We start from the raw sequence: 22455 nt of genomic DNA, 5'->3' as shown, positions 1-22455 counted from the left end.
CAGAGAATCAGCTATTGGAAATAGTGGCGGTAAATCTGCGCAGATTCACCGCTGCTTGCCATATCCGCCAAGGCCTTTTGGAAATGATAAGCGATGGATTGACTGTTTATCACCGTTGGAAAATTGCTGACAGATAGAGGCTGGTTCGCATCGTAGTTAGGGTTAATCGTCTCGCTGAAGTGGGGCGAACGGCGAGAAAACCCAAGGTAGAGTGGTTCGATTTCTCCGCAGCAGTTAGGGTGAATCTTCATATCATTGGGTTGGTGCTGCTTAAAGTAGTAGTCGATGGATGAACGATTGTAGATGTAGAAATCCGCGCGCTTTTTACGTATCACGGCTACTGCTTGATCTATGGTGATTTCAGGCTTGGCGTAAATGGTGACATTCTCCAAATCTCGCACAAAATTAGGCGAACCCAGCGCTTGAACGACCGTATGACCTTCAAGCTCAGACAATTGAGTCACGGTTATAAAATCATTGCGAGAGATGCCGACATCGCCACCAGGCAAACCATTAACGATATAGTAGGTGTAACGTGCCCGCTCTGGATTGAAATTAAAACCAGGGTAGAAATCGACCTCCCCGTCTTCAAGCATTTTCAAGATTCTTTTCTTTGGCCCTCGGACAATCTCCAATTGACAGCCAATGGCACTGGCAGCTTGCGAGTAGAGGGTCTGATACAGACCTCGATTGCTGGGTGCTTGCTCTATTAAAGGTGTTCTATCACTCGTGCGATAAGCATGGTGAGGGTGCAGGCCCAAGAGGAGCTTGCGAAGAAAGTGAGCAGAAAAAGTATGCTCCAACATTTTGTTTTGCTGACCCACTTTCTTCTACTTAAAAGGCAGAGGCGGGTTATTGAGTGTTGTTTGTCAGCACAGTGGCGATAGGCGCGGAAGAAATTAAGCCAACTCATAGTGGTCGCATCCTTGATCACGTTGCATATAGTAAAGGATATGCAACGTTTCATCTTGTCGCCAACAAAAAAACCGACACAGGGTGTCGGTTTTTGCTATCTGTTTGTATCGCTTAAAGCTATTTGCAACGAACGCTAGCGTTTAGCTGCCATCTCGCGCAGTGCTTGCTTCTCTTGCTCAGAAAGGAAAGCCAGCTCTAGGCCGTTGATCTGCGCCTGTTTAATTTGCTCAATCGACAGACCCGCTTGCGGTGCGGCTACTTCATACTCGTAAGGCAGCTCAATGCCTTCAACCGCAGGGTCGTCTGTGTTTAGACACGCTAGCACGCCGTGGTCAAGGAACTGCTTGATTGGGTGGTTAGACAGTGAATCAACCGTACTTGTTTGGAAGTTAGATGTTAGACAAGACTCAATACCAATGCGGTGTTCTACTAGGTAATCCATTAATTTAGGATCGTGGATAGCTTTCACACCGTGGCCGATACGTGTTGCGCCTAGCTCGTGGATTGCTTGCCACATGCTCTCGGCACCGGCCGCTTCACCCGCGTGTACAGTCACGTTTAGGCCAGCATCGCGAACCTGTTTGAAGTGCTGCACGAAACGATCACCCGGTTGGCCAAGCTCGTCACCGGCTAGGTCAACGGCTACCATGTGATCTTTTTGGCTTAGGATAGCATCGAGCTCTTGCTGACAAGCGTCGGTACCGAAAGTACGGCTCATGATGCCGATAAGATTCGCTTTTACACCAAAGTCACGAACGCCTGCTTGAACGCCATCAACGACAGCTTCAACAACACCGGCTACTGGCAGGTTGTGCTTCATCGCCATGTAGTAAGGTGAGAAACGCAGCTCTGCATAATCAATTTGAGCGTTCAGTGCATCTTCAACGTTTTCGTAAGCCACGCGGCGACATGCGTCCAGATCACCAAGAACCGCAACACCCCAATCCAGTTTAGACAGGAAGGCCACTAATGAAGGCTCAGCTTCAACAATCTGTACGTGTGGCGTGAGAGATTCAATATCGTACGCAGGAAGCGCCACGCCAAACTTTTTACCCAAATCGAGAATAGTTTGAGTACGGATGTTGCCATCTAGGTGGCGGTGCAGGTCAGTTAAAGGGAGTGTTTTCGTTATCATTATGCGTACGTCCATTGATGTTTTGCCGCTAGTATAGAAATCAATGATGCACTGTCAGTAGCCATTCAGCTCAAAAACGCCAAAATTCGCCGATTTCTAATTCATGTTAACCAAATCTGTTGGCCATTCTTCGTACGGAACTGGGCGGCTATATAGGAAGCCTTGACCGAGTGGACAGCCGAGTTGAATCAGCATGTCAGACTGAGAAGTCGTTTCGACCCCTTCGGCGACCAAGCTGACGTTCATGCTCTGCGTCATATTGATGATGGCTGCGACAATTGACGTGTCTAGCGTGTCGGCTTCTAGTTTATTGACGAAGGTTCTGTCTATCTTCAAACAGTTGAACGGCAGCTTATGCAGGTAAGCTAGCGAGCTGTAACCCGTTCCGAAATCATCAATGGCGATATAGACCCCAAGGTCGCGTATCGATTGCATGTTATGCACGATGACAGGGTCGTTATCGACGATCCTAGATTCGGTGATCTCTAAGGTTAGACGGCTTGGTTCGATCTTGGTCTCTTTGAGTACCTGCTTGAGTGTTGGAATAAAGTCAGGCTGCGATAGCTGGTTAACCGACAAGTTGACATGAAGATTGAAGTCTTCACCCCATTTACCTTCCGCAATGCCTTGCGCCGTGTCTTGGCAAGCCTGCTGCAATATGGCTTTGCCAATGTCGCCAATCAATCCGCTTTCTTCAGCAATCGGAATAAACTCAAGTGGAGAGATCAAGCCATCGGTTGGAGAAATCCAACGAGCTAGGGCTTCAGCACCGACGATACGGCCGGTTTTTAACTCAACGATAGGTTGATAGAAAGGCACAAACTCGTTGAGGTCGATGGCTTGGCGAATCTTAGCTTGTAGCTGAGTACGCTTAAGCGTCACATCCGCCATTTCTGGTGAGTAATGGCTAATATGAGTGTGGTCTCGTTTCGCGTTGCTCAGTGCAATGCTGCCGTTACGCAGCCAGACGGTCATGTTGTTCTCTTCAATATCGGTAACAATGCCCACCGAAATGCTGATAGCAATGTTGTCTCCACCCATTGAAAATGGCGAACCAAAACTCTGAAGAATGCGCGTTGTATTCAGTGAGATGGTCTCTGCATCTTGATCTTCGGGTAGGTAGATAGCGAACTCATCTCCTGCAATTCGAGCGATCATAGCGCGATCATCAAACAGCGCTTTGAGTCGTTCAGAGATGATCACCAAGAGCTTATCGGCGCGATAGTGACCAACACTGTCGTTGATATCACGGAATTTGTTGATCCCAACCAAATACAGGCAACCATTAAGTTTGCTGCGGTTTTCGCAGCTTTCAATTAAGCCTTCTCGGCTATACAAGCCCGTCAACGAATCATAAACCAGCTGAGTCCGCAGTGCCTTGAATGAAGCTTTGAGATTATTCGCCATCTCATTAAACGCATACACCAACATACTGGTTTCATGGATGTGCCCAGGTTTAGGCATCGGGTTGTCCCAGTTACCCAGCGCGAGGTGTTTGGCGGCCGCTGCTGTTGATGTGATTGGCGTGGTGATGCGGTTAAAAGCAACTAAGCTATGGTGAGGCCGACCACACTAACAATGATACCCAGTAGCCAACTGTTTCTTTGAGCGTCAGGCAGATTACCCAGTAAGTCAGATTCTGAAATCGACACGCCGATATACCAAGTTAGCCCGTGTGGGTCTTTGTATGGGGTGACGAAATTGAAGTAGCGCTCTCCGTTGATGTCAGACTCAAATTTCGTGATGGCTTGAGTTTGGTATATTTGATGGGTCTTAACGTATTTGGCACTGGCTTGGATGATCGGGTTGCCACTCTCCACCGCAAGTAAACGCTCCCCTTTTTTGGAATCTCGAGTTCCCCAGGAGACAACACTGCTTCTGCTTGGGTGCGCCACTAAACGTTCTTCTTGGTCAAAGATGTACACCGCGGCATTGGTATTGGTTTCAAGCTCCTTAAGGAAAGCGTTGAAGGTATTAATCTTAATATCAGTCACAATCACGCCGGTAAATTCATTGTTCTGGAACATTGGTGTTAACGCAGACAAAGTAATCTCTTGGCGCTCATCGGCATTGGCATAAATCGATGACCACATTGGTTTCTTAGATTTAGCCACAGGTGCGTACCATGGGCGGATTCTTGGATCGTAGCTTCTATTACTGAGCGAATGTCGTCACTGACTTGATTGCCACGATAAATAACCAACTTTTGATCGGTTCTATCGTCTTGAATCATTAAGGTAAAACCGCCATTGGCTTCTTTTCTAAACCCAGTGTATTCCGCCCCTTCGCCACCAAAACCAATCACATCCATATGTGAGATGGTCGGATAGAGATCTTGGAAAGCCGTGAGTAGATACTGCTGAATGACTTCAGTGTCGCCTTTGGTGTAGACGTTGTGATAACCGATGCTATGGCTCAGCGCTAAGCTGGCCTGAAAAGGTTCATTGAGGAAGGTTTGCAGTTTGAGGTTAACGTTTTCCGTTAAAGAAGAGAGCTGCTTTTGACTGATGTCTTGCACCATTTCCTCGTAGCTGCTCTTTTGAACAGCCACGATGGCGCCAATTGTAAAAATAAAAATGATTACAAATGGAATAATAACGGCGGTGCGAAGCGTAATATGCGTATTCCCTGGCATGCTCTTTTCTGCTATTTTATTTTTTTATCAATTAATTATACAAGCAGAGAGTCATTTTGTGGGAGTGATAAGTTACATATCTGTTAACGCATCCACTTTCTCACAGTTTCAAAGCCTTAATAGAGCTCTTTCAGCTTTCTAGTCAGTGTGTTGCGTCCCCAACCTAATACTTTCGCGGCGTCCTGCTTGTGTCCATTAGTATGATCGAGTGCTGCTTCAAGAAGTATACGCTCAAACTCAGGAAGTGCATAAGAAAGCAATTCAGTTTCCCCTGAAGAGAGTGCCTGTTTCGCCCAGCCAGCTAACTGTTGCTGCCAACTGACGTCGCCAGAAAAGGTCTTGGTTGCTTTTTCTTCCATCAGCTCCGGTGGAAGGTCACTGGGTAGGATTTCACTGCCACTTGCCATGACGGTTAACCAACGACAGATATTTTCGAGCTGACGGACGTTACCCGGCCAAGCGAGGCGATTGAGAGTGTCAACCGTGCTTGGATGGAGGGTTTTGATGTCCACACCCAGCTCTTCAGCGGCTAAAGACAAAAAGTGTAGAGTCAGCTTCTCGATATCTTGTCTGCGCTCACGCAGGGCAGGAATATGAATGCGAATAACGTTTAAGCGGTGGAACAAATCCTCACGAAAATCTCCTTGATGAACGAGCTTCTCAAGGTTTTGGTGCGTGGCCGCGACAATGCGCACATCCACTTTCACCGCCGCATGACCGCCGACGCGGTAGAACTGGCCATCGGCCAGAACACGGAGTAGGCGAGTTTGGATATCCAATGGCATATCACCAATTTCATCCAGAAACAGGGTACCGCCGTTAGCTTGTTCGAAACGGCCTTGGCGCACACTATTGGCTCCGGTAAAGGCGCCTTTTTCGTGACCAAATAGCTCAGACTCAATCAAATCTTTTGGAATCGCCGCCATGTTAAGGGCGATAAAAGGCTTGGCTGCGCGTGGGCTGTGGCGGTGCAGAGCGTGAGCAACCAGCTCTTTACCAGTACCTGATTCACCATTGATGAGCACAGAAATGGATGAGCGCGACAAACGGCCGATAGCGCGAAACACCTCTTGCATAGCCGGTGCTTCACCTATGATTTCAGGGGCTTGCTCAAATTCAGGCTCTTGCGCGGCTTGCTGCTTTTTCTGCTCTTGATTGTGAGTAATGGCGCGCTCAACTAGAGTTAGGGTCTCGTCGACATCAAAAGGTTTAGGTAGGTATTCAAACGCGCCTTTTTGGTAGGCATTGACCGCGGCATCTAGGTCTGAGTGTGCCGTCATGATGATGACAGGCAGCTCCGGTGCACGAGTTTGTACTTGATTCAGCAGCTCGATGCCATCCATGCCTGGCATACGAATATCTGATACCAGAACATCAGGCGTTTCACGCTCTAATGCCAGTAACACACTTTCGGCGTCTGCAAATGTTTCGCATTTTATGTTCGCGGACGAAAGTGTTTTCTCGATCACCCAGCGTATCGAACTGTCGTCATCAACAACCCAAACGTATCCTTTACTCATAATTTTTATTCCCCAAACTGCTGCAAACGCGTAATTTTCTGTATCGTCTAATTTTTATATCGGCAAATAGACGGTGAAGATGGTTCTTCCCGGCCAACTTTCTACGTCTATTTTTCCTTTGTGTTGATCAATGAGATTCTGCGAAATTGAAAGCCCTAAGCCGGTACCACCTTCACGGCCACTTACCATGGGATAAAACAGCGTGTCTTGTAAGTCGGCTGGAATACCGGGCCCGTTGTCGATGACTTCTACCCGAGCTGCCAGTTTGTGGCGCTTACCATGGATGTTGGCTTGATGCACCGTTCTGGTGCGAATGGTAATTTTACCGTGTTCCTGAGCTTGTAAGATCTGCCCTGCGTTACTTACGATGTTAAGAAATGCCTGCTCAATCTGATCGGTATCCATCAAAATGTCAGGCAAACTTGGATCGTAATCGCGCTCAATAATCACGGATTTACCCACTTCGAGTTCCACTAACTGACGCACCTTTTCTAAGATTAAGTGCAAGTTTTCAGTCTCTTTTTTACCTGGCCTCTGAGGCCCGAGCAATCTATCGACTAGGCTACGAAGTCTATCGGCTTGTTCAATGATGATCTGCGTGTATTCCGCCAAGCTTTGGTCTGGCAACATGCGTTCAAGTAGCTGCGCTGCACCACGTAAACCGCCTAATGGATTTTTGATTTCGTGGGCTAAACCTCGAACCAGTAGTTTGGCGGCTTGTTGTTGAGCATGCTGATTGAGTTCTTGGCTAAGACGGCGTTGCTGACCAATCTTTCTCATTTCCACCAATAGCATCAGCTCTTTTTGCCAAGATAACGGGCTGACGGTGACTTCAAGCATCAGTGGTTTACCATCAACCACAAAAGTCACGTCGCTGTCGGTAATGCTTTGACCGCTTTGTAGTGGTTGAGAAAGCAAAGCCAGATCCATAGAAGCGTGTTGGATAAGCTTAGAAAGGGATTGGTCAACGATGCGTTTTGCACTTTGGGCAAACAGCTGCTCGGCCGCAGGGTTCGCATAGCGCACGACTAAGCTTTCATCGAGCATTAACGTTGCTGTGACGACGTTGTTGAGAATGGTTGTACTGAGCTCGTTATTCACCGTTGCATCCCTATCATTGACCCATGATGTCGCAATGCACCAAAATGGTGCGACATGAATCTCAAGTATGGCGCATTGATCGTGGAAGCTAAAGAAAAAAGTCCCTCAAACGTCCTTTTTCGAGGTTATTGAGGTCTCTTTCGAGAAGCGCGCTGTAAATGCACCGTTATGGTGTTAGACGATGCAATAAGCTTGCCGTCTCTAAAGCTCTGAATTGAAAAGGTGTGTGTTCCGCGATCCACATTCTTCAATTGCCAATTGGGTTCATTCTTTGGTGCATCAAAACGTTGATTGTTCATGATTAATTGCAGGCGTTCGCCTACTTGAAGGTCGCGATTAAGCTTGGCGGTGATATTGATGAACCCAGCGTTGCTACGTAAGGCTTCATCGTCACGAGGAGAGGTAATATCTATGGTTAAAGGTAGGTCGCCTTTTTGGGGTTCTGGCAGCTTCGACTCTGCGGTTTTAGGTTCAGCTTTGGGCTGGGGTTTATCAAATTTAGGTGCAGGCGCGTTAGCATGGTTATCGGGCATCTGTATAAGCTTGGCCTTGGCACTTTGTGGGGTCTCGCTGAAGTGTAAAACACCTTTTTCATCAACCCAGGTATACACATCTTGTGCTGTAGTAGGTAGCGCACAGAACAGGGCGAAAAGCGTCAGACCAAGGTTCAATGAGCCTAATGCTTTTTGAGATGCAAAGGTTGAAATTTTCTGCCACATACTAAGCTACCTGAATAAGAAAAAGTCCATATACCCAAGTGACTTCAAGATGCAGGATTCAGAGCGTTGTCACTGATTCAAGTTCAAGGCAAATGACGCAGCGGAATAACAGGTTCTTTCCAAGTCATTTAACGCAGAAATTGACTCAGTGAACCGCTCCCGAAGGGCGAGCTTGCCTAGCTCGCACACTTTGTTAACGATTCTATATTTAGAACCACTAAACAGTCGCATCGTTGCCGCGTTTGCAAACTAGGCAATTCTCGCTGAACCACGCATCTTGAGGTTACTTGGGTATTATTCAACATCTTAATTAGCTAGTCAGTTTGCGGAAACAAAAAAAGGCTCGCCTGCGAGGCGAGCCTTAAAAGCTATGTAACAGACTATGCAACTAGTGTTGCATTAGCAGCGTTAAGATTAAACTGAGTAGTACAGTTCAAACTCAAGTGGGTGAGTAGTCATGTTTACTTTCTCTACGTCTTGAGACTTAAGATCGATGTAAGAATCGATGAAGTCGTCAGAGAATACACCGCCAGCTGTTAGGAACTCACGGTCAGCATCTAGACACTCTAGAGCTTCTTTTAGTGAGTAAGCAACAGTTGGGATTTCAGCTGCTTCTTCTGCTGGTAGGTCGTAAAGGTCTTTATCCATTGCTTCACCTGGGTGGATCTTGTTCTTGATACCGTCAAGACCAGCCATAAGCATTGCAGCGAAACATAGGTATGGGTTCGCAGATGGATCACCGAAGCGTAGCTCGATACGACGTGCTTTAGGGCTTGGTACCACTGGGATACGGATAGAAGCAGAACGGTTACGTGCAGAGTAAGCAAGCATAACTGGCGCTTCGAAGCCTGGTACAAGACGCTTGTACGAGTTAGTTGATGCGTTAGCAAATGCGTTGATTGCTTTAGCGTGCTTGATAACACCACCGATGTAGTAAAGCGCCATTTCAGATAGGCCGCCGTACTTATCACCAGCGAACAGGTTAACACCGTCTTTCGCTAGAGATTGGTGAACGTGCATACCAGAACCGTTGTCACCAACTAGTGGCTTAGGCATGAATGTCGCTGTTTTACCAAATGCGTGAGCAACGTTGTGCACAACGTACTTGTAAACTTGGATTTCGTCCGCTTTAGCCGTTAGCGTGTTAAAGCGAGTTGCGATTTCGTTCTGACCCGCAGTTGCTACTTCGTGGTGATGCGCTTCTACTACTTGGCCCATCTCTTCAAGGATTAGACACATTGCAGAACGGATATCTTGTGAAGAGTCAACAGGCGCTACTGGGAAGTAACCACCTTTAACGCCTGGACGGTGACCTTTGTTACCGCCCTCGATGTCAGAACCTGTGTTCCAAGCTGCTTCGATGTCGTCGATCTTGAAGAAAGAACCAGACATGTCAGTTGCGAATTTAACATCGTCAAATAGGAAGAATTCTGGCTCTGGACCAACTAGTACAGTATCAGCGATACCAGTAGAGCGTAGGTAGTCTTCAGCGCGCTTAGCGATTGAACGTGGGTCACGGTCGTAGCCTTGCATAGTTGCAGGCTCTAGGATGTCACAACGAACGTTTAGTGTTGCATCTTCTGTGAATGGGTCAAGAACAGCACTTGATGCGTCTGGCATCATTACCATGTCAGACTCGTTAATGCCTTTCCAGCCAGCAACTGAAGAACCATCAAACATCTTACCTTCTTCAAAGAAGTCTGCGTCAACTTGGTGTGCAGGGATTGATACGTGCTGCTCTTTACCTTTTGTATCAGTAAAGCGTAAGTCTACAAACTTAACTTCGTTTTCTTGGATCAGTGATAGTACATTTTCTACTGACATCTTGGATAACCTCCAGTGTTGTTAAAGCGGTATTAGCTTGATTTAGCAAAATCTAGCATTGATTAATTTCATGACGTTGTTATTAATCGATGCTGTTTTGATTAAAGCTAAAATCGTGCCAAAAAATTAATCCGTTAATTTTCAATATCTTAAGGGCTTGGCGCTCAATGATGATGCATTCAATGCACCAAAATGATCATCTGATGCACCATATTGGTGCTAATCGTTTGCGTTGCACCAACATGAACCATTAAGCGAATACCATTCAGCCCTTGTTTTGGTCGGTTGTCAAACGTATTTGTGTGCGTCTGATTCGAGTTTGTGCCAAACCCAGACGTCATCTAATCTTACGGAAGAGGAAATTCGCTGTGATAGATCACATATTTCTGGGTTTTTCGCCAGAATCTGGTACATTACGGTCGTTTTTTTAATCAAATAAGCAATGCTCGGGAAATATTAAGTTTCCATGAGGGTTGCTTCTTTTATAAGTGAATCTAAATCCATGCTACTCCACAGATTGATAAATTAAGAAATATCGCGATCATCGCGCACGTTGACCACGGTAAAACAACGTTGGTTGATAAGCTGCTGCAACAATCAGGCACGCTAGAGTCTCGCGGTGAAACTGAAGAGCGAGTCATGGACTCGAACGATATCGAGAAAGAGCGTGGTATTACCATTCTTGCTAAAAACACGGCAATCAACTGGAACGACTACCGTATCAACATCGTAGATACTCCGGGACACGCGGACTTCGGTGGTGAAGTTGAGCGTATCATGTCTATGGTTGACTCTGTTCTTCTTATCGTTGATGCGGTTGACGGCCCAATGCCTCAAACGCGTTTCGTAACTCAAAAAGCGTTCGCTCACGGCCTTAAGCCAATTGTTGTAATCAACAAGATCGACCGCCCGGGCGCACGCCTGATTGGGTTATGGACCAAGTATTCGACCTATTTGACAACCTAGGTGCAACTGACGAACAGCTAGACTTTAAAGTGGTTTACGCATCGGCACTAAACGGTTGGGCAACTAAAGAAGAAGGCGAAACGTCTGACAACATGGAAGCGCTTTTCGAAACTATCGTTGAAGAAGTAGCGGCTCCACAAGTTGACCTAGATGGTCCACTGCAAATGCAAGTTTCTCAGCTAGATTACAGCTCTTACGTAGGTGTTATCGGTGTTGCTCGTGTGACTCGTGGTAGCGTTAAGCCAAACCAACAAGTAACGGTTGTGAGCGCAGACGGCAAAACTCGTAACGGTAAAGTGGGTACCGTTATGGGCTACCTTGGCCTTGAGCGTCACGACGTTGAGCAAGCAAATGCTGGCGACATCGTTGCAATCACAGGTCTTGGCGAACTGAAGATTTCTGACACTATCTGTGCGCAGAACCAAGTTGAAGCGCTTCCTGCACTGTCTGTTGATGAGCCAACCGTAACTATGACGTTCCAAGTAAACACGTCTCCATTCGCTGGTAAAGAAGGTAAGTTCGTGACTTCACGTAACATCCTTGAGCGTCTAGAGAAGGAACTGGTTCACAACGTTGCACTGCGTGTTGAGCAAACAGACGACCCAGACAAATTCCGCGTATCAGGCCGTGGTGAGCTTCACCTGTCTATCCTGATCGAAAACATGCGTCGTGAAGGCTTTGAGCTAGCGGTATCTCGTCCAGAAGTTATCATCAAAGAAGAAGATGGTCAGCTAATGGAACCGTTTGAAACGGTAACGATTGACGTTCTTGAAGAGCATCAAGGCGGCATCATGGAGAACATCGGCCTACGTAAAGGTGAGCTGACGGATATGTCTCCAGACGGTAAAGGCCGTGTTCGTATGGACTTCGTTATGCCATCTCGTGGCCTAATCGGTTTCCAAACTGAATTCATGACTCTGACTTCAGGTTCTGGTCTTCTTTACCATACGTTTGATCACTACGGTCCGCATAAAGGCGGGGAGATCGGTCAGCGTATCAACGGCGTTCTGATTTCTAACGGTATGGGTAAAGCGCTAACTAACGCACTATTCAACCTACAAGAGCGTGGCCGTATGTTCATTGGTCACGGTGTTGAAGTTTACGAAGGTATGGTTGTTGGTATCCACAGCCGTGATAACGACCTAACAGTAAACGTACTAAAAGGTAAGCAGCTAACCAACGTTCGTGCATCTGGTACTGATGACGCACAGGTTCTGACTCCGCCGATCATCATGACACTTGAGCAAGCACTTGAGTTCATCGATGACGACGAGCTAGTAGAAGTAACACCTGAAAGCATCCGTATCCGTAAGAAGTTCCTAACGGAAAGCGATCGTAAGCGTGCTTCTCGCGCAGCGAAGTAATCGCGATACGCAAAAGTAGCGACACGCTAGAATAACAAAGCCCCGAAGTGATTAGCTTCGGGGCTTTTTCGTTTTGGGTGTACTCTTTTTCTGCCTTACTACTTTGTAGTAGCCGTTTAGGTCTGAAGCCAGTGGGTTTATTGCCTAACGCTTTCAATGTGCTTTTGAACGAATTGAACGCGTTCTTCAACTGACATAAAGGGCACATCAATCACTTCAAAACCTAGCGCTTGGTACACTTCCACTAAAGCATTGTGGATCTCTATCGCACCTTCAAATGGGTATGGTCGAACTTCATCTTGCACATAAATAGAAGCTTCAGGTCGGCAGAAGAAAGCTTGGGAGTGGTAGCCTTTGCTCGCTTCAATGTAATGCTCATCAACATTGAGATCCCCTTGACGCAAGTAACCACAGATATCAGGAATTGCACGGTCTAGAAACACTATCTCATGTTGGTTGGCTTGCGCCTTTTGCTCGCTCATAACGTCCAAGCACAGTTTGGCAAACGCGGCTAAATCTACCCAAGGTAAAATACCCTCGGGCTTTTGACTTTCTTGTTCGATAAGGCGTCGGGAGGACTCTTCAAAGGTGGCAAAACCTTGCTCGGCTAATCCATTGACTAACGTCGTTTTGCCCGCGCCAGGGCCTCCTGAAATGATAATAGGCTTCATTCGTTGTTCGCTGCTCTCATTGTTCGTTGCCCGTATGGTTTTTAATTGTTTTCTTTACATGTTGTTATTTATTGTTGAGTTGATTTAAGAACTTATCCGACTCTTCAATCGCTGTATTCATCTGCTCAATCGCAAACGCGATGTCTTTTTCTAAGCTCATAAACTCACCTTGTAGTGAACCGATCGCACTCGCGTTGAGGTTATGTTTCAGATAAAGGGTGTTGTCTCTGAGAGTGTTCAAAACCGGCGTCATTTTCTGCTCAGCGCGTTTCATCGCCGATAGCATGGTGTTATATGAACGTTGAGTCTCTTTGAGCTTTTGTTCACTAGAACGGCGCAGCTTGTCACTGGTGTAAAGCTCTAGCTCATCTTGCCATTCGTCAAACAGCGCTTCTGAAACATCTTCAATGGATGCGATGCGATCGCTTACATCTTGCGCTGCTTTTTCGCTGTCTTGATACTTGTCGTTGATTTGGTTGTAAACCGCTTCCAAATCGCCACCATCGAAGTTGGTTAGGGCAGAAAGGGCTTCGAGAGCGCTGGAAAACTCTTGTTGGGCGTCTTGCTGTGACTCTTTGGCGTCTTCAACACGATCCACCATAATGTCACGCTTATGGTAACCGACCTGTTCCATGGCAGAGTAGTAAGTGGATTGGCATCCGGTTAAGGTCAACACTGAGATGAGGATCGCAATCAAGTAGGGCATCATAGTTTCCTTTCTATTAGAATAACTTGAGAGTATTGATGTACAGAATGGATGACTTGATTGGGAGATACAAGTTGAAATTGGATGAAACGGTGAAGCAGGGCCTCTTTTTTGCTCGCTACTTATGGGCTCGAGTTCAGCATGATAGAGTCAATGTGAATGCGGGTTATCTCGCGTATATCACTCTGCTGTCGATTGTACCGATGCTGACGGTATTACTTTCAGTGCTCTCTTCTTTCGCTGTGTTCTCGAATGCCGGTAATGTGATTCAAGACTTTGTGATCACTCACTTTGTGCCTGCGGCTGGCGATGCTGTAAAAGCGGCTTTAACGGAATTTATTGCTAATACCGGCAAGATGACGGCAGTTGGTGGTCTGTTCTTGTTTGTTGCAGCACTGATGCTGATTTCAAACATCGACAAAAACCTTAACTATATCTGGCGTGTGCACACCAAGCGACGAGCGGTGTTCTCATTTTCGATGTACTGGATGGTGTTAACGCTTGGCCCGATATTAGTGGGCGCGAGTATCGCAGCGACTCGTACATTACCTCATTGCGTTTCATCGACAGCGATGCACTGTCTGGTGCTTACAACTTATTCCTGCGCTGGTTGCCGTTCTGGCTCTCTTTCTTTGCTTTTGCTGGCCTGTATATGCTGGTGCCAAACAAGAAGGTGCGATTCTCTCACGCCATGATCGGGGCAATTGTGGCGGCGATTTTGTTCGAACTCAGCAAAAAAGGATTTGCCGCATACATTACTCAGTTCCCTTCTTATCAACTGATATATGGTGCTTTGGCAGCCATTCCGATTCTATTTGTTTGGGTCTATCTGTGTTGGTTAATCGTGCTAATTGGCGCTGAAATTACCGCAGCGTTAGGTGAGCGCAATCAGTGGAGTCAGCCTGCAGACGTGGTAAACTCTGCGCCACTATCTGACGAACAACAAGAAGGAAACGAGAGTGATCGCACTGATTCAACGTGTAAGTGAAGCGGCTGTCCGAGTAGAAGGTGAAGTCGTTGGAGAGATCGACCAAGGTCTACTTGTGTTGCTTGGTGTGGAAAAAGACGATGATGAAGCTAAAGCGAAACGTCTGATGGAGCGCGTCACCACTTATCGTGTGTTTGAAGACGAAAACGGCAAGATGAACCTGAATGTTAAGCAAGTGAACGGAAAGGTTTTGGTGGTGTCTCAATTTACATTGCCAGCAGACACTAAGAAAGGCACGCGAGCAGGTTTTTCTAGAGGTGCTCATCCGAGTGATGCTGAGCGTCTTTACGACTATTTCGCAGATCAATGCGAACAAGTACTGCCGACAGAGCGTGGCCGTTTCGCCGCTGACATGAAAGTTTCATTGGTCAACGATGGACCAGTGACCTTTTGGCTGCAAGTATAAGAATAAGTAGGTCAACACACCCTAGGCTCTAGCGCACTTACCCCAAATATTAAAGCGTTAGTAGAGCTTAATGGCTTAATTTTGCTGTTGTGACAGCAGGCTGTTTACAAGAATGGAATCGAGAGATGTTTAAACTAATAACCCCGACCACGGATAATCAGCTCAATAAGTATTATCACTTTCGTTGGCAAATGCTCAGAGAACCATGCGTATGCCGATTGGCTCTGAGCGAGACGAATACGATCCGATGAGCCATCATCGCATGATTGTCGATGGCCGAGGTCGTCCGATCGCCATTGGGCGTCTATACATCACGCCGGATAACGAAGGCCAAATTCGTTATATGGCGGTAAAGAATAACCGTCGTAGTAAAGGCATGGGATCGCTTGTGTTAGTGGCGTTGGAGTCACTAGCGCGTCAGGAAGGGGCGAAGCGTTTAGTGTGTAATGCACGTGAAGACGCTATCCAGTTTTATAAGCGCAATGGATTTGAAACTCGTGGTGAATTAAACGACCAACGTGGCCCTGTTCGTCACCAGCAGATGGTCAAACCGCTCGATCCCATGGCGAATGTACTGCGCAAACCAGAATGGTGCAGCGAGCTGCAAGAGCGTTGGGAGAACCAGATTCCAATCAGCGACAAGATGGGGATCAAAATCACTCAGTACACAGGCTATCAGTTTGAATGCAGTGCTCAACTCAACCCAAACCTCAACCCTCATAACACCATGTTTGCAGGCTCCGCCTTTACGCTGGCGACTCTGACTGGATGGGGAATGGCTTGGCTGCTACTTAAAGAGCGCAATCTGCAAGGAGATATCGTGTTGGCCGATAGCCGTATTCGCTATCGACACCCGGTAGAGCAAAATCCGGTTGCGAGCACGTCATTAGATGGAATTAGTGGCGACTTAGACCGCTTGGCATCGGGCCGCAAAGCACGTATTGCGATTCATGTGACCATCAATAGTGGTGATACAGCGGCGGTAGAGTTTATCGGTACCTACATGCTTATCCCAAACTATAAGTCTTTACTTAGCAATTAGATTCGCAACGTAAACAGACCTTTCTTCACACAACCTTTCTTCTTTATACAGAGTGCCTATTCTTTGTCACTGATTTCAGTGGCTAGGCACTCTAGTAAAGCGCCCGACAACAACTCATATCTTGCTTTCTGGCAGGGCTGTGTCAACTCGATATAGAGGTGATCATGTTGTGAGTCGACCAGATCTATTTTCCCTGAAAGCTGTCCTTCGCCATTGTGATGAGTCGTAATGGTGATTTGACCACGCTTGGCATTGACATGAACTGGTTCAGGCTCAAACGGCATCACGAGCGAGCGCTTCACGCCATCAAGCTCTTGACTGAGAAGCAACGTTGCTTCACGTGCGGATGCAGTAAGCTCCCCATGGAGGGAATGTTCAAATAGTACCGAATCACTGGCAAACCCGTTGAGCTGTCCAGTGACTTCTAGCAGCCCATCTAATTGCCAGGCCTCTGCGATGAAAGGGGTGAGTACAGGTAAAGAAGGAAGCCCATCGGCGCTAAAGTCTAAGGCCCATGGATGACCTCTGGATGCCATGTCATACACGCCGCTGATGTCGACATAACCTTGGTCTAGAGGTAGGTAGAAACGGTCTAAACTCCATTGTCCGTTTCGAGATTGAGTTTCAATGATCGCTTGGCTCGTGATGAGTTCGCCATAGCTGGCACTGTTTGCTGTCGCTTCAAGTTGACCATTCCATAGTCCGAGTTGTTTCTCTCTAAGTAGCTCTAGCTGGCGACCGCGCGCATTAAACCCAGATAGCTGCCAGTAAGGCTCTTCAAACAGTTGGATGACTTGGCTATTGGCGATATCGACTTGAGCAACTGAGAGCGCTTCTAGTCTTTTTTTATGCTCAAGCAGAGCAAGCCACTTTGGTCTCTCATCGATTGTCCACTTAATGCCGTTAACTTTTAGCAGATCTAGGTGGAGCGAGTTCGGCGTAATAACGCCAGCAAGTTGCAGTCGGCCTTGCTCAAAGTCGGTGTCGAGTTCTGTTACTGATATAGCGTTTGAATCGAGCGCCAGTTTTGCTGTGGCGTCTACCCATTTCAGGTCTTGATAAGTCAGAGTATCGGCATGGAACGACAAGTAACCTTGCTGCTGCCAAAGGTTTTTAGCGGGGTAAATGTTTTCTAGTGACAGATCAAGATTTTGTGCGCTAATGCCTTTGAACTCGATGTTGGCGGTTAGAAGATCAAGGCTATTGATGTGATGAACGGATCGCGTCAGTTGTTCGATTAGTTCGCGGTTAATAGGCTTGTCGTCGCTGAGGTTGAGCTTATCTATGGTGACGTTGATTAACGACCAGCCGCTGTCAAACTGTTCCGCTTGGCCTGAAATAGACGTTTCTCGCCAGATGAATGAAGCCCCATAGACAGTGCTGTCTTTGGGTTGATACTGAACATCTATCAAGAAATCATCAATCGCTTCACCTTGATAATAAAAATGGTTAGCAGAAAGTTGAATGGAGCCGAAGGGAAGAAGCTGCTGGTGTGCTTCCCACTGGGGCTCTTTGAACTGCGCATTGACGCCGTGACCAATGAGGCCGTTGTAATCGATGTCTGCGTTGTTAAAAGCCAACTGGTACAGGAATATTTGGTCAAATAGCGGATGCAGATCGTGTTGCTCTGTGAGGGTAAATCCATCAATAACGATACTGTCGATGGCGAGTTTGCCAGCACGCGTGATATCTGGGTTTATCCAGAGTTCAACTTGATCGATGTGTTGAGCATTGGGTTTATCACCAAAGGTGACGTTTTGCGCGGTGAAGTGCCAAGGAAATTCGTAGGTTAGCGTTTCAACTTGAATCTTATGGTTGAGAGACTTGAGGAAGTAATTGGCCCCGTTTGCGGCGAAAGGCGTATGCAAAATGGCAAACAGACTACCAATAGTCAAAGCAGTAAGCATTACTAACAGCGCTAAAGCGATATAGACCTTTCTCATTTCTCAAACCGGTTGTCCTAACTCAGTGATAGCTTGGAGCAATTTCTCGGCGTCATCAATAAAAAAAGCCCTTAAATAAGGGGCTTGTAACTTAGTTATCAGTTTTCAAACAAATCGACTTCAATCAGTCGAGTTGTGGGCCAGCTTCAACCAGTGCTTTACCTTCTGCGTTGTCTGTGTATTTCACAAAGTTATTGATGAAGCGCTGTGCTAGATCAGTTGCTTTGCTTTCCCACTGCAGTGGGTCAACGTAGGTATCGCGTGGGTCTAGGATTTCCGGATCGACACCAGGTAGTGCGGTTGGCACTTCTAGGTTAAAGATTGGAATATCCTTGGTTTGTGCTTCTTCGATTGAACCATCTAGGATGGCATCGATGATGGCGCGTGTATCTTGGATAGAGATTCGCTTGCCGCTGCCATTCCAACCGGTGTTCACTAGGTAAGCCTCAGCGCCTGCTGCTTCCATACGTTTTACCAGTACTTCTGCGTACTTGGTTGGGTGAAGCGTTAGGAACGCTGCGCCAAAACAAGCCGAGAAGGTTGGTGTTGGCTCTGTGATACCACGTTCAGTGCCCGCAAGTTTTGCGGTAAAGCCAGACAGGAAGTGGTACTTGGTTTGCTCTGGTGTCAGTTTAGACACTGGAGGAAGCACACCAAAGGCATCTGCAGACAAGAAGATCACTTTATTAGCATGACCACCTTTCGATACAGGCTTAACGATGTTGTCGATGTGGTGGATTGGGTACGATACTCGGGTGTTCTCGGTTTTCGAGTTATCGTCGAAATCGATAGAGCCATCATTGCGAACGGTCACGTTCTCTAATAGCGCATCGCGGCGAATCGCGTTGTAGATGTCAGGCTCGGCTTCTTTTGATAGCTTGATGGTTTTCGCATAGCAGCCACCTTCGAAGTTAAATACGCCGTCATCATCCCAGCCGTGTTCGTCGTCGCCGATCAATGCGCGTTTAGGATCAGTCGATAGCGTTGTTTTACCGGTACCCGATAGGCCGAAGAAGATCGCAACGTCGCCGTCTTCACCCATATTGGCACTACAGTGCATAGATGCGATGTCTTTCAGTGGAAGGAAGTAGTTCATCATCGCGAACATACCTTTCTTCATTTCACCGCCATACCAAGTGCCGCCGATAAGCTGCATGCGCTCAGTAAGGTTAAACACTGTGAAGTTTTCAGAGTTCAGACCATGCTCTTCCCACTTCTGGTTTGTACACTTCGCGCCATTCATTACGACGAAGTCTGGCTCAAACGTTGCCAACTCTTCTTCTGAAGGGCGAAGGAACATGTTTTTCACGAAGTGCGCTTGCCACGCAACTTCAGTAATGACTCGGATACTGAGGCGAGTGTCGGGATTTGCGCCACAGTAACCATCAATGACGAATACGCGTTTATCTGAAAGCTGATCCGTGACGAGTGCTTTCAGATCATTCCAAACGGCTTGGTCAATCGCTTTGTTATCGTTTTTAACCGCGTCCGATGTCCACCACATATGTTCTTCTGTCGTCGCATCTTTAACGATATATTTATCTTTAGGTGAGCGTCCCGTGAAGATTCCTGTGTCGACAGCAACCGCTCCCAGCTCGGTTACTACACCTCGTTCAAAACCTTCCAAATCAGCGCGCGTTTCCTCGGCAAAAAGCATTTCGTAGCTTGGGTTGCGGACAACCTCTTTAACGTTATGCAGTCCGTGTTTAGTAAGATCGATTGTTGCAGCCTTAGTATGTTCCATAACGGTCATAGGTGCTCCTTATAACGATATATTGTAGGGATTTTGTAAGAATTTTATTATTTTTTATCTGATCACCATGCTAGCAACGGAACTCCTGTAAAACAGGGATATAGGTCAAAATATGTCCACAATTTTAGTAGGGCTTTAAGTGCTTCGTCACATATTGGTCATAACAAGTTTATCCCTTCCGCAAAGGTTTGCGCTAGACCAGATCGATTAATATTTGTTTAAAATTAAGCCGTTATAAAATTACGGCTGAGGGTAGTGATGGCGGGGCTTTGGTCACAAAAAAGCCAGCTTGAAGCTGGCCTTTGTTGTGTAAATTACAGACTTGATGTGATGAGCAAATTAATGCAGCGTATCTCGGCCCGAAGTTGCCTCAATAAACAGAGCTTTAATTTCAGGTTCATCAAATGAGTATGTTGTGCCGCAGTAATCACAATGTAAAGAAACGGCACCTTCTTTGGCTAAAATGTCATAAATTTCATCTTGGCTTACGGTGACGATTGCAGCGCCACTTCGCTCTCTTGAACAGCCGCAGTGGAATTGCACTGGTTGAGGTTCGAATAACCGAACTTTCTCCTGATTGTATAAACGGTACAGAAGCTCGTTGGCTTCTAGAGTGAAGAGCTCTTCATCTTTAATGGTGTCGGTCAACTGTTCTAGATGCTCAAAGTCGTCTGGTGAACCAGTACCGTCTGGCATTACTTGAATCAGCATACCCGCAGCATGAGGCTTACCTTCTACTTCACCTGTGCGGATCCATAGGCGCGTTTTAAGCTGTTCAGAGTTAGCGAAGTAACCTTCAAGCACTTGTGCTAGGTTGTCGCCTTCTAGGCCAACCACACCTTGGTAACGCTCACCTTTCTTAGGATCAATAGTGATCACTAGGTAACCTTTACCGATCATGTCGTGCAGTGTTGCGTCATCGGCGATTTCGCCGTTAAAACGGCCTACGCCACGAAGTTTTTGGTCATGGTCGCCATTAATTACGGCAAGCGATACCGGGCCGTCACCTTGCAGTTGCATGGTGATAGAACCTTCAAACTTAAGAGTGGCGGTCAGTAGTGCCGTTGATACCAATAGCTCACCCAGCAGCTTTTGTAGTGCTACAGGGTATTCCTTGCTCGAAATAATTTGCTGGTACGCTTCATCCAGTTGTACCAATTCACCACGTACTGATAGGTCTTCAAATAGGTAGCGATTTAAAACATTGTTTGCCATGTGGCTATTCCTCGTGGCTGGGTCAGCTTATTGATGTTTAAATTTGATAATGTTGCGACGCTGCTTTTTATCAGGGCGGCGTTCAGGGCTTGGGTTGTGTGCATGCATCTTACGTTGCTCTGCGTTGTGCTCGCGTTTCGCCAAGCTTTCGGGAGTTTCGGAGTAGAGTGTTTGAGCGACTGGCGCTCCACGGCGTTGGTCAGAGATTTTCTCGATGACAACGGTCTTCTCTTCGTGCCCTTGTCTTAAAGTAATAATAGCACCGAGCTCGACGATTTTGCTGGGCTTGCTACGTTGGCCATTGTAGTGGACTTTACCACCATCAACCATGTTACGCGCAATTGAGCGAGTCTTGTAAAAGCGTGCCGCCCAGAGCCATTTGTCGAGTCTTACGGCCTCTTTCTCAATTTCGTTGTTTGAACCCATTATTTACAAAAAACCTTCAATATTTTGGTGCAGTTTCAATTATTGAAGGTAACAATGGTGTTGTGCTTCCATTTTTTCAAGGCACGTGACAAATTATCGTTGGAATATAATAGGCATTATTCCTTAGGGCTGTGCTATATTTTCCAACTTATTCAATCTAGTACCGCAAGCTATTGGACTTTTGAGGCATCAGAGGAAGAGATGGAAATAGGGAAGGTGAATGCCTCGTCGTTTTTATCGGCGTTGCAACAAGGTAAATCAGAGCATATGCAACGACGCTTGAGTGTTGCGATCGCGCTGGTCTTCTTGGTGCTTTCAGCGTGGTTGGCCGGCAAAATGGTATGGCTATTCTCAGATGACGTACAAGTCGCACCATGGCAACCTACCACATCCTCTAATACGGGTTCATCTGGCCCTGCCCTTACCGATATTGCAGAACTGCAACGCAGCTTCTTGTTTGGTGAATACACCAACAAACCCGAGCCAGTAGCGGCACCTGTTGTTACCGATGCGCCCAAAACTCGTCTTAACCTTATTCTTGTCGGAGCGGTTGCGAACTCAAATCCTGAGCGCGGCCTAGCGGTTATTGCTAATCGTGGTCAGCAAGCGACTTATGGTGTGGGTGAAGTCATCGACGGTACTCGCGCAAGGCTAAAAGCGGTGTTAATTGATCGCGTCATTATTGAAAACTCAGGTCGAGATGAAACACTCATGCTTGAGGGAATTGAATACAAACGTTTGGAACAGCCCTCTCAAGCAAGTACACCTAAGCAAGTAAACTCAGCTGCAAATACTAACTCTGACTCGCAACTCGATAAAATAAAAGCTGAGATCACCGCCGAACCTCAGAAAATCTTCCAGTATGTAAGACTATCGCAAGTGAAAAGAGACGGTGATATTTTGGGCTACCGCGTAAGCCCCGGCCGTCAGCCAGAACTGTTTAATTCTGTGGGTTTACAAAATGGTGACATCGCCATCCAATTAAATGGTCAGGATCTCACAGACCCTGAAGCCATGAGTAACATATTTAAATCCATTGCAGAGGTCAGCGAGCTCAACCTGACCGTAGAACGTAGTGGTCAGCAACACGATATCTATATCGAATTTTAGTCCTCGTGCCCAAGGG

General features: G+C 46.8%; 14 protein-coding genes and 4 pseudogenes. 5 read left to right on the top strand and 13 right to left on the bottom strand.

Annotated elements, in window-relative coordinates:
- Window positions 1–11 precede the first annotated feature (11 nt).
- The 7 genes and pseudogenes from UA76_RS10895 to glnA form a co-directional block, all read right to left on the bottom strand.
- The gene (locus UA76_RS10895) at window positions 12–806 is read right to left on the bottom strand and encodes a substrate-binding periplasmic protein (RefSeq protein ID WP_238322264.1); all 795 of its coding nucleotides are present in this window, start codon (window positions 804–806) and stop codon (window positions 12–14) included.
- A gap of 242 nt (window positions 807–1048) precedes the next feature.
- Window positions 1049–2050, bottom strand: a complete 1002-nt coding sequence (add, locus tag UA76_RS10890; protein WP_047045909.1) for an adenosine deaminase — start codon at window positions 2048–2050, stop codon at window positions 1049–1051.
- Window positions 2051–2146: 96 nt separating this feature from the next.
- A pseudogene (gepA, locus tag UA76_RS10885) lies at window positions 2147–4685 on the bottom strand (phosphodiesterase GepA).
- A 116-nt stretch (window positions 4686–4801) separates the two neighbouring features.
- Window positions 4802–6205 carry a nitrogen regulation protein NR(I) gene (glnG, locus tag UA76_RS10880; protein ID WP_047045906.1) on the bottom strand — a complete coding sequence of 468 codons (1404 nt, stop codon included), beginning with the start codon at window positions 6203–6205 and terminating at the stop codon, window positions 4802–4804.
- A 54-nt stretch (window positions 6206–6259) separates the two neighbouring features.
- Complete coding sequence (glnL, locus tag UA76_RS10875; RefSeq protein WP_047045904.1) at window positions 6260–7306, bottom strand: nitrogen regulation protein NR(II); 1047 nt, start codon at window positions 7304–7306, stop codon at window positions 6260–6262.
- Between the two features lie 125 nt (window positions 7307–7431).
- Window positions 7432–8025, bottom strand: a complete 594-nt coding sequence (locus tag UA76_RS10870) for a DUF4124 domain-containing protein (RefSeq protein ID WP_047045901.1) — start codon at window positions 8023–8025, stop codon at window positions 7432–7434.
- Between the two features lie 414 nt (window positions 8026–8439).
- Window positions 8440–9849 (bottom strand): glutamate--ammonia ligase, encoded by a 1410-nt coding sequence (glnA, locus tag UA76_RS10865; protein ID WP_047045898.1) that lies wholly within the window; start codon window positions 9847–9849, stop codon window positions 8440–8442.
- Window positions 9850–10347: 498 nt separating this feature from the next.
- Between glnA and typA the strand changes: the two are divergent.
- Window positions 10348–12179: pseudogene (gene typA / locus UA76_RS10860) on the top strand (translational GTPase TypA).
- A 137-nt stretch (window positions 12180–12316) separates the two neighbouring features.
- On the opposite strand, the gene UA76_RS10855 reads toward typA, so the two are convergent.
- Both UA76_RS10855 and UA76_RS10850 read right to left on the bottom strand, forming a co-directional pair.
- Window positions 12317–12850 (bottom strand): AAA family ATPase, encoded by a 534-nt coding sequence (locus UA76_RS10855; protein ID WP_047045895.1) that lies wholly within the window; start codon window positions 12848–12850, stop codon window positions 12317–12319.
- Between the two features lie 64 nt (window positions 12851–12914).
- Window positions 12915–13556 carry a DUF2959 domain-containing protein gene (locus UA76_RS10850; protein WP_047045894.1) on the bottom strand — a complete coding sequence of 214 codons (642 nt, stop codon included), beginning with the start codon at window positions 13554–13556 and terminating at the stop codon, window positions 12915–12917.
- Between the two features lie 47 nt (window positions 13557–13603).
- On the opposite strand from UA76_RS10850, the pseudogene UA76_RS10845 reads away from it, so the two are divergent.
- From UA76_RS10845 to UA76_RS10835, 3 genes and pseudogenes are all read left to right on the top strand, one after another.
- A pseudogene (locus UA76_RS10845) lies at window positions 13604–14544 on the top strand (virulence factor BrkB family protein).
- Window positions 14516–14950 carry a D-aminoacyl-tRNA deacylase gene (dtd, locus tag UA76_RS10840; RefSeq protein WP_047045890.1) on the top strand — a complete coding sequence of 145 codons (435 nt, stop codon included), beginning with the start codon at window positions 14516–14518 and terminating at the stop codon, window positions 14948–14950. Before UA76_RS10845 ends, dtd begins: the two are co-directional and overlap by 29 nt.
- 125 nt (window positions 14951–15075) lie before the next feature.
- Window positions 15076–15992: pseudogene (locus UA76_RS10835) on the top strand (bifunctional GNAT family N-acetyltransferase/hotdog fold thioesterase).
- A 56-nt stretch (window positions 15993–16048) separates the two neighbouring features.
- On the opposite strand, the gene UA76_RS10830 reads toward UA76_RS10835, so the two are convergent.
- The 4 genes from UA76_RS10830 to hslR all read right to left on the bottom strand — a co-directional run bounded on the left by UA76_RS10830 (window position 16049) and on the right by hslR (window position 21329).
- The gene (locus UA76_RS10830; protein WP_047045888.1) at window positions 16049–17935 is read right to left on the bottom strand and encodes an AsmA family protein; all 1887 of its coding nucleotides are present in this window, start codon (window positions 17933–17935) and stop codon (window positions 16049–16051) included.
- A 124-nt stretch (window positions 17936–18059) separates the two neighbouring features.
- Window positions 18060–19688 carry a phosphoenolpyruvate carboxykinase (ATP) gene (pckA, locus tag UA76_RS10825; RefSeq protein WP_047045885.1) on the bottom strand — a complete coding sequence of 543 codons (1629 nt, stop codon included), beginning with the start codon at window positions 19686–19688 and terminating at the stop codon, window positions 18060–18062.
- Window positions 19689–20027: 339 nt separating this feature from the next.
- On the bottom strand, window positions 20028–20903 hold the full coding sequence (hslO, locus tag UA76_RS10820; RefSeq protein ID WP_047045882.1) for an Hsp33 family molecular chaperone HslO: 876 nt from the start codon (window positions 20901–20903) through the stop codon (window positions 20028–20030).
- Window positions 20904–20930: 27 nt separating this feature from the next.
- The gene (gene hslR / locus UA76_RS10815; RefSeq protein ID WP_047045880.1) at window positions 20931–21329 is read right to left on the bottom strand and encodes a ribosome-associated heat shock protein Hsp15; all 399 of its coding nucleotides are present in this window, start codon (window positions 21327–21329) and stop codon (window positions 20931–20933) included.
- 267 nt (window positions 21330–21596) lie between these two features.
- On the opposite strand from hslR, the gene gspC reads away from it, so the two are divergent.
- The gene (gspC, locus tag UA76_RS10810; RefSeq protein ID WP_052772026.1) at window positions 21597–22439 is read left to right on the top strand and encodes a type II secretion system protein GspC; all 843 of its coding nucleotides are present in this window, start codon (window positions 21597–21599) and stop codon (window positions 22437–22439) included.
- Window positions 22440–22455: the final 16 nt, after the last annotated feature.

It is taken from the genome of Vibrio mexicanus (assembly GCF_001012815.1).
Taxonomy (GTDB): domain Bacteria; phylum Pseudomonadota; class Gammaproteobacteria; order Enterobacterales; family Vibrionaceae; genus Vibrio; species Vibrio mexicanus.
This window is presented reverse-complemented; position numbering and strand designations above follow the sequence as displayed.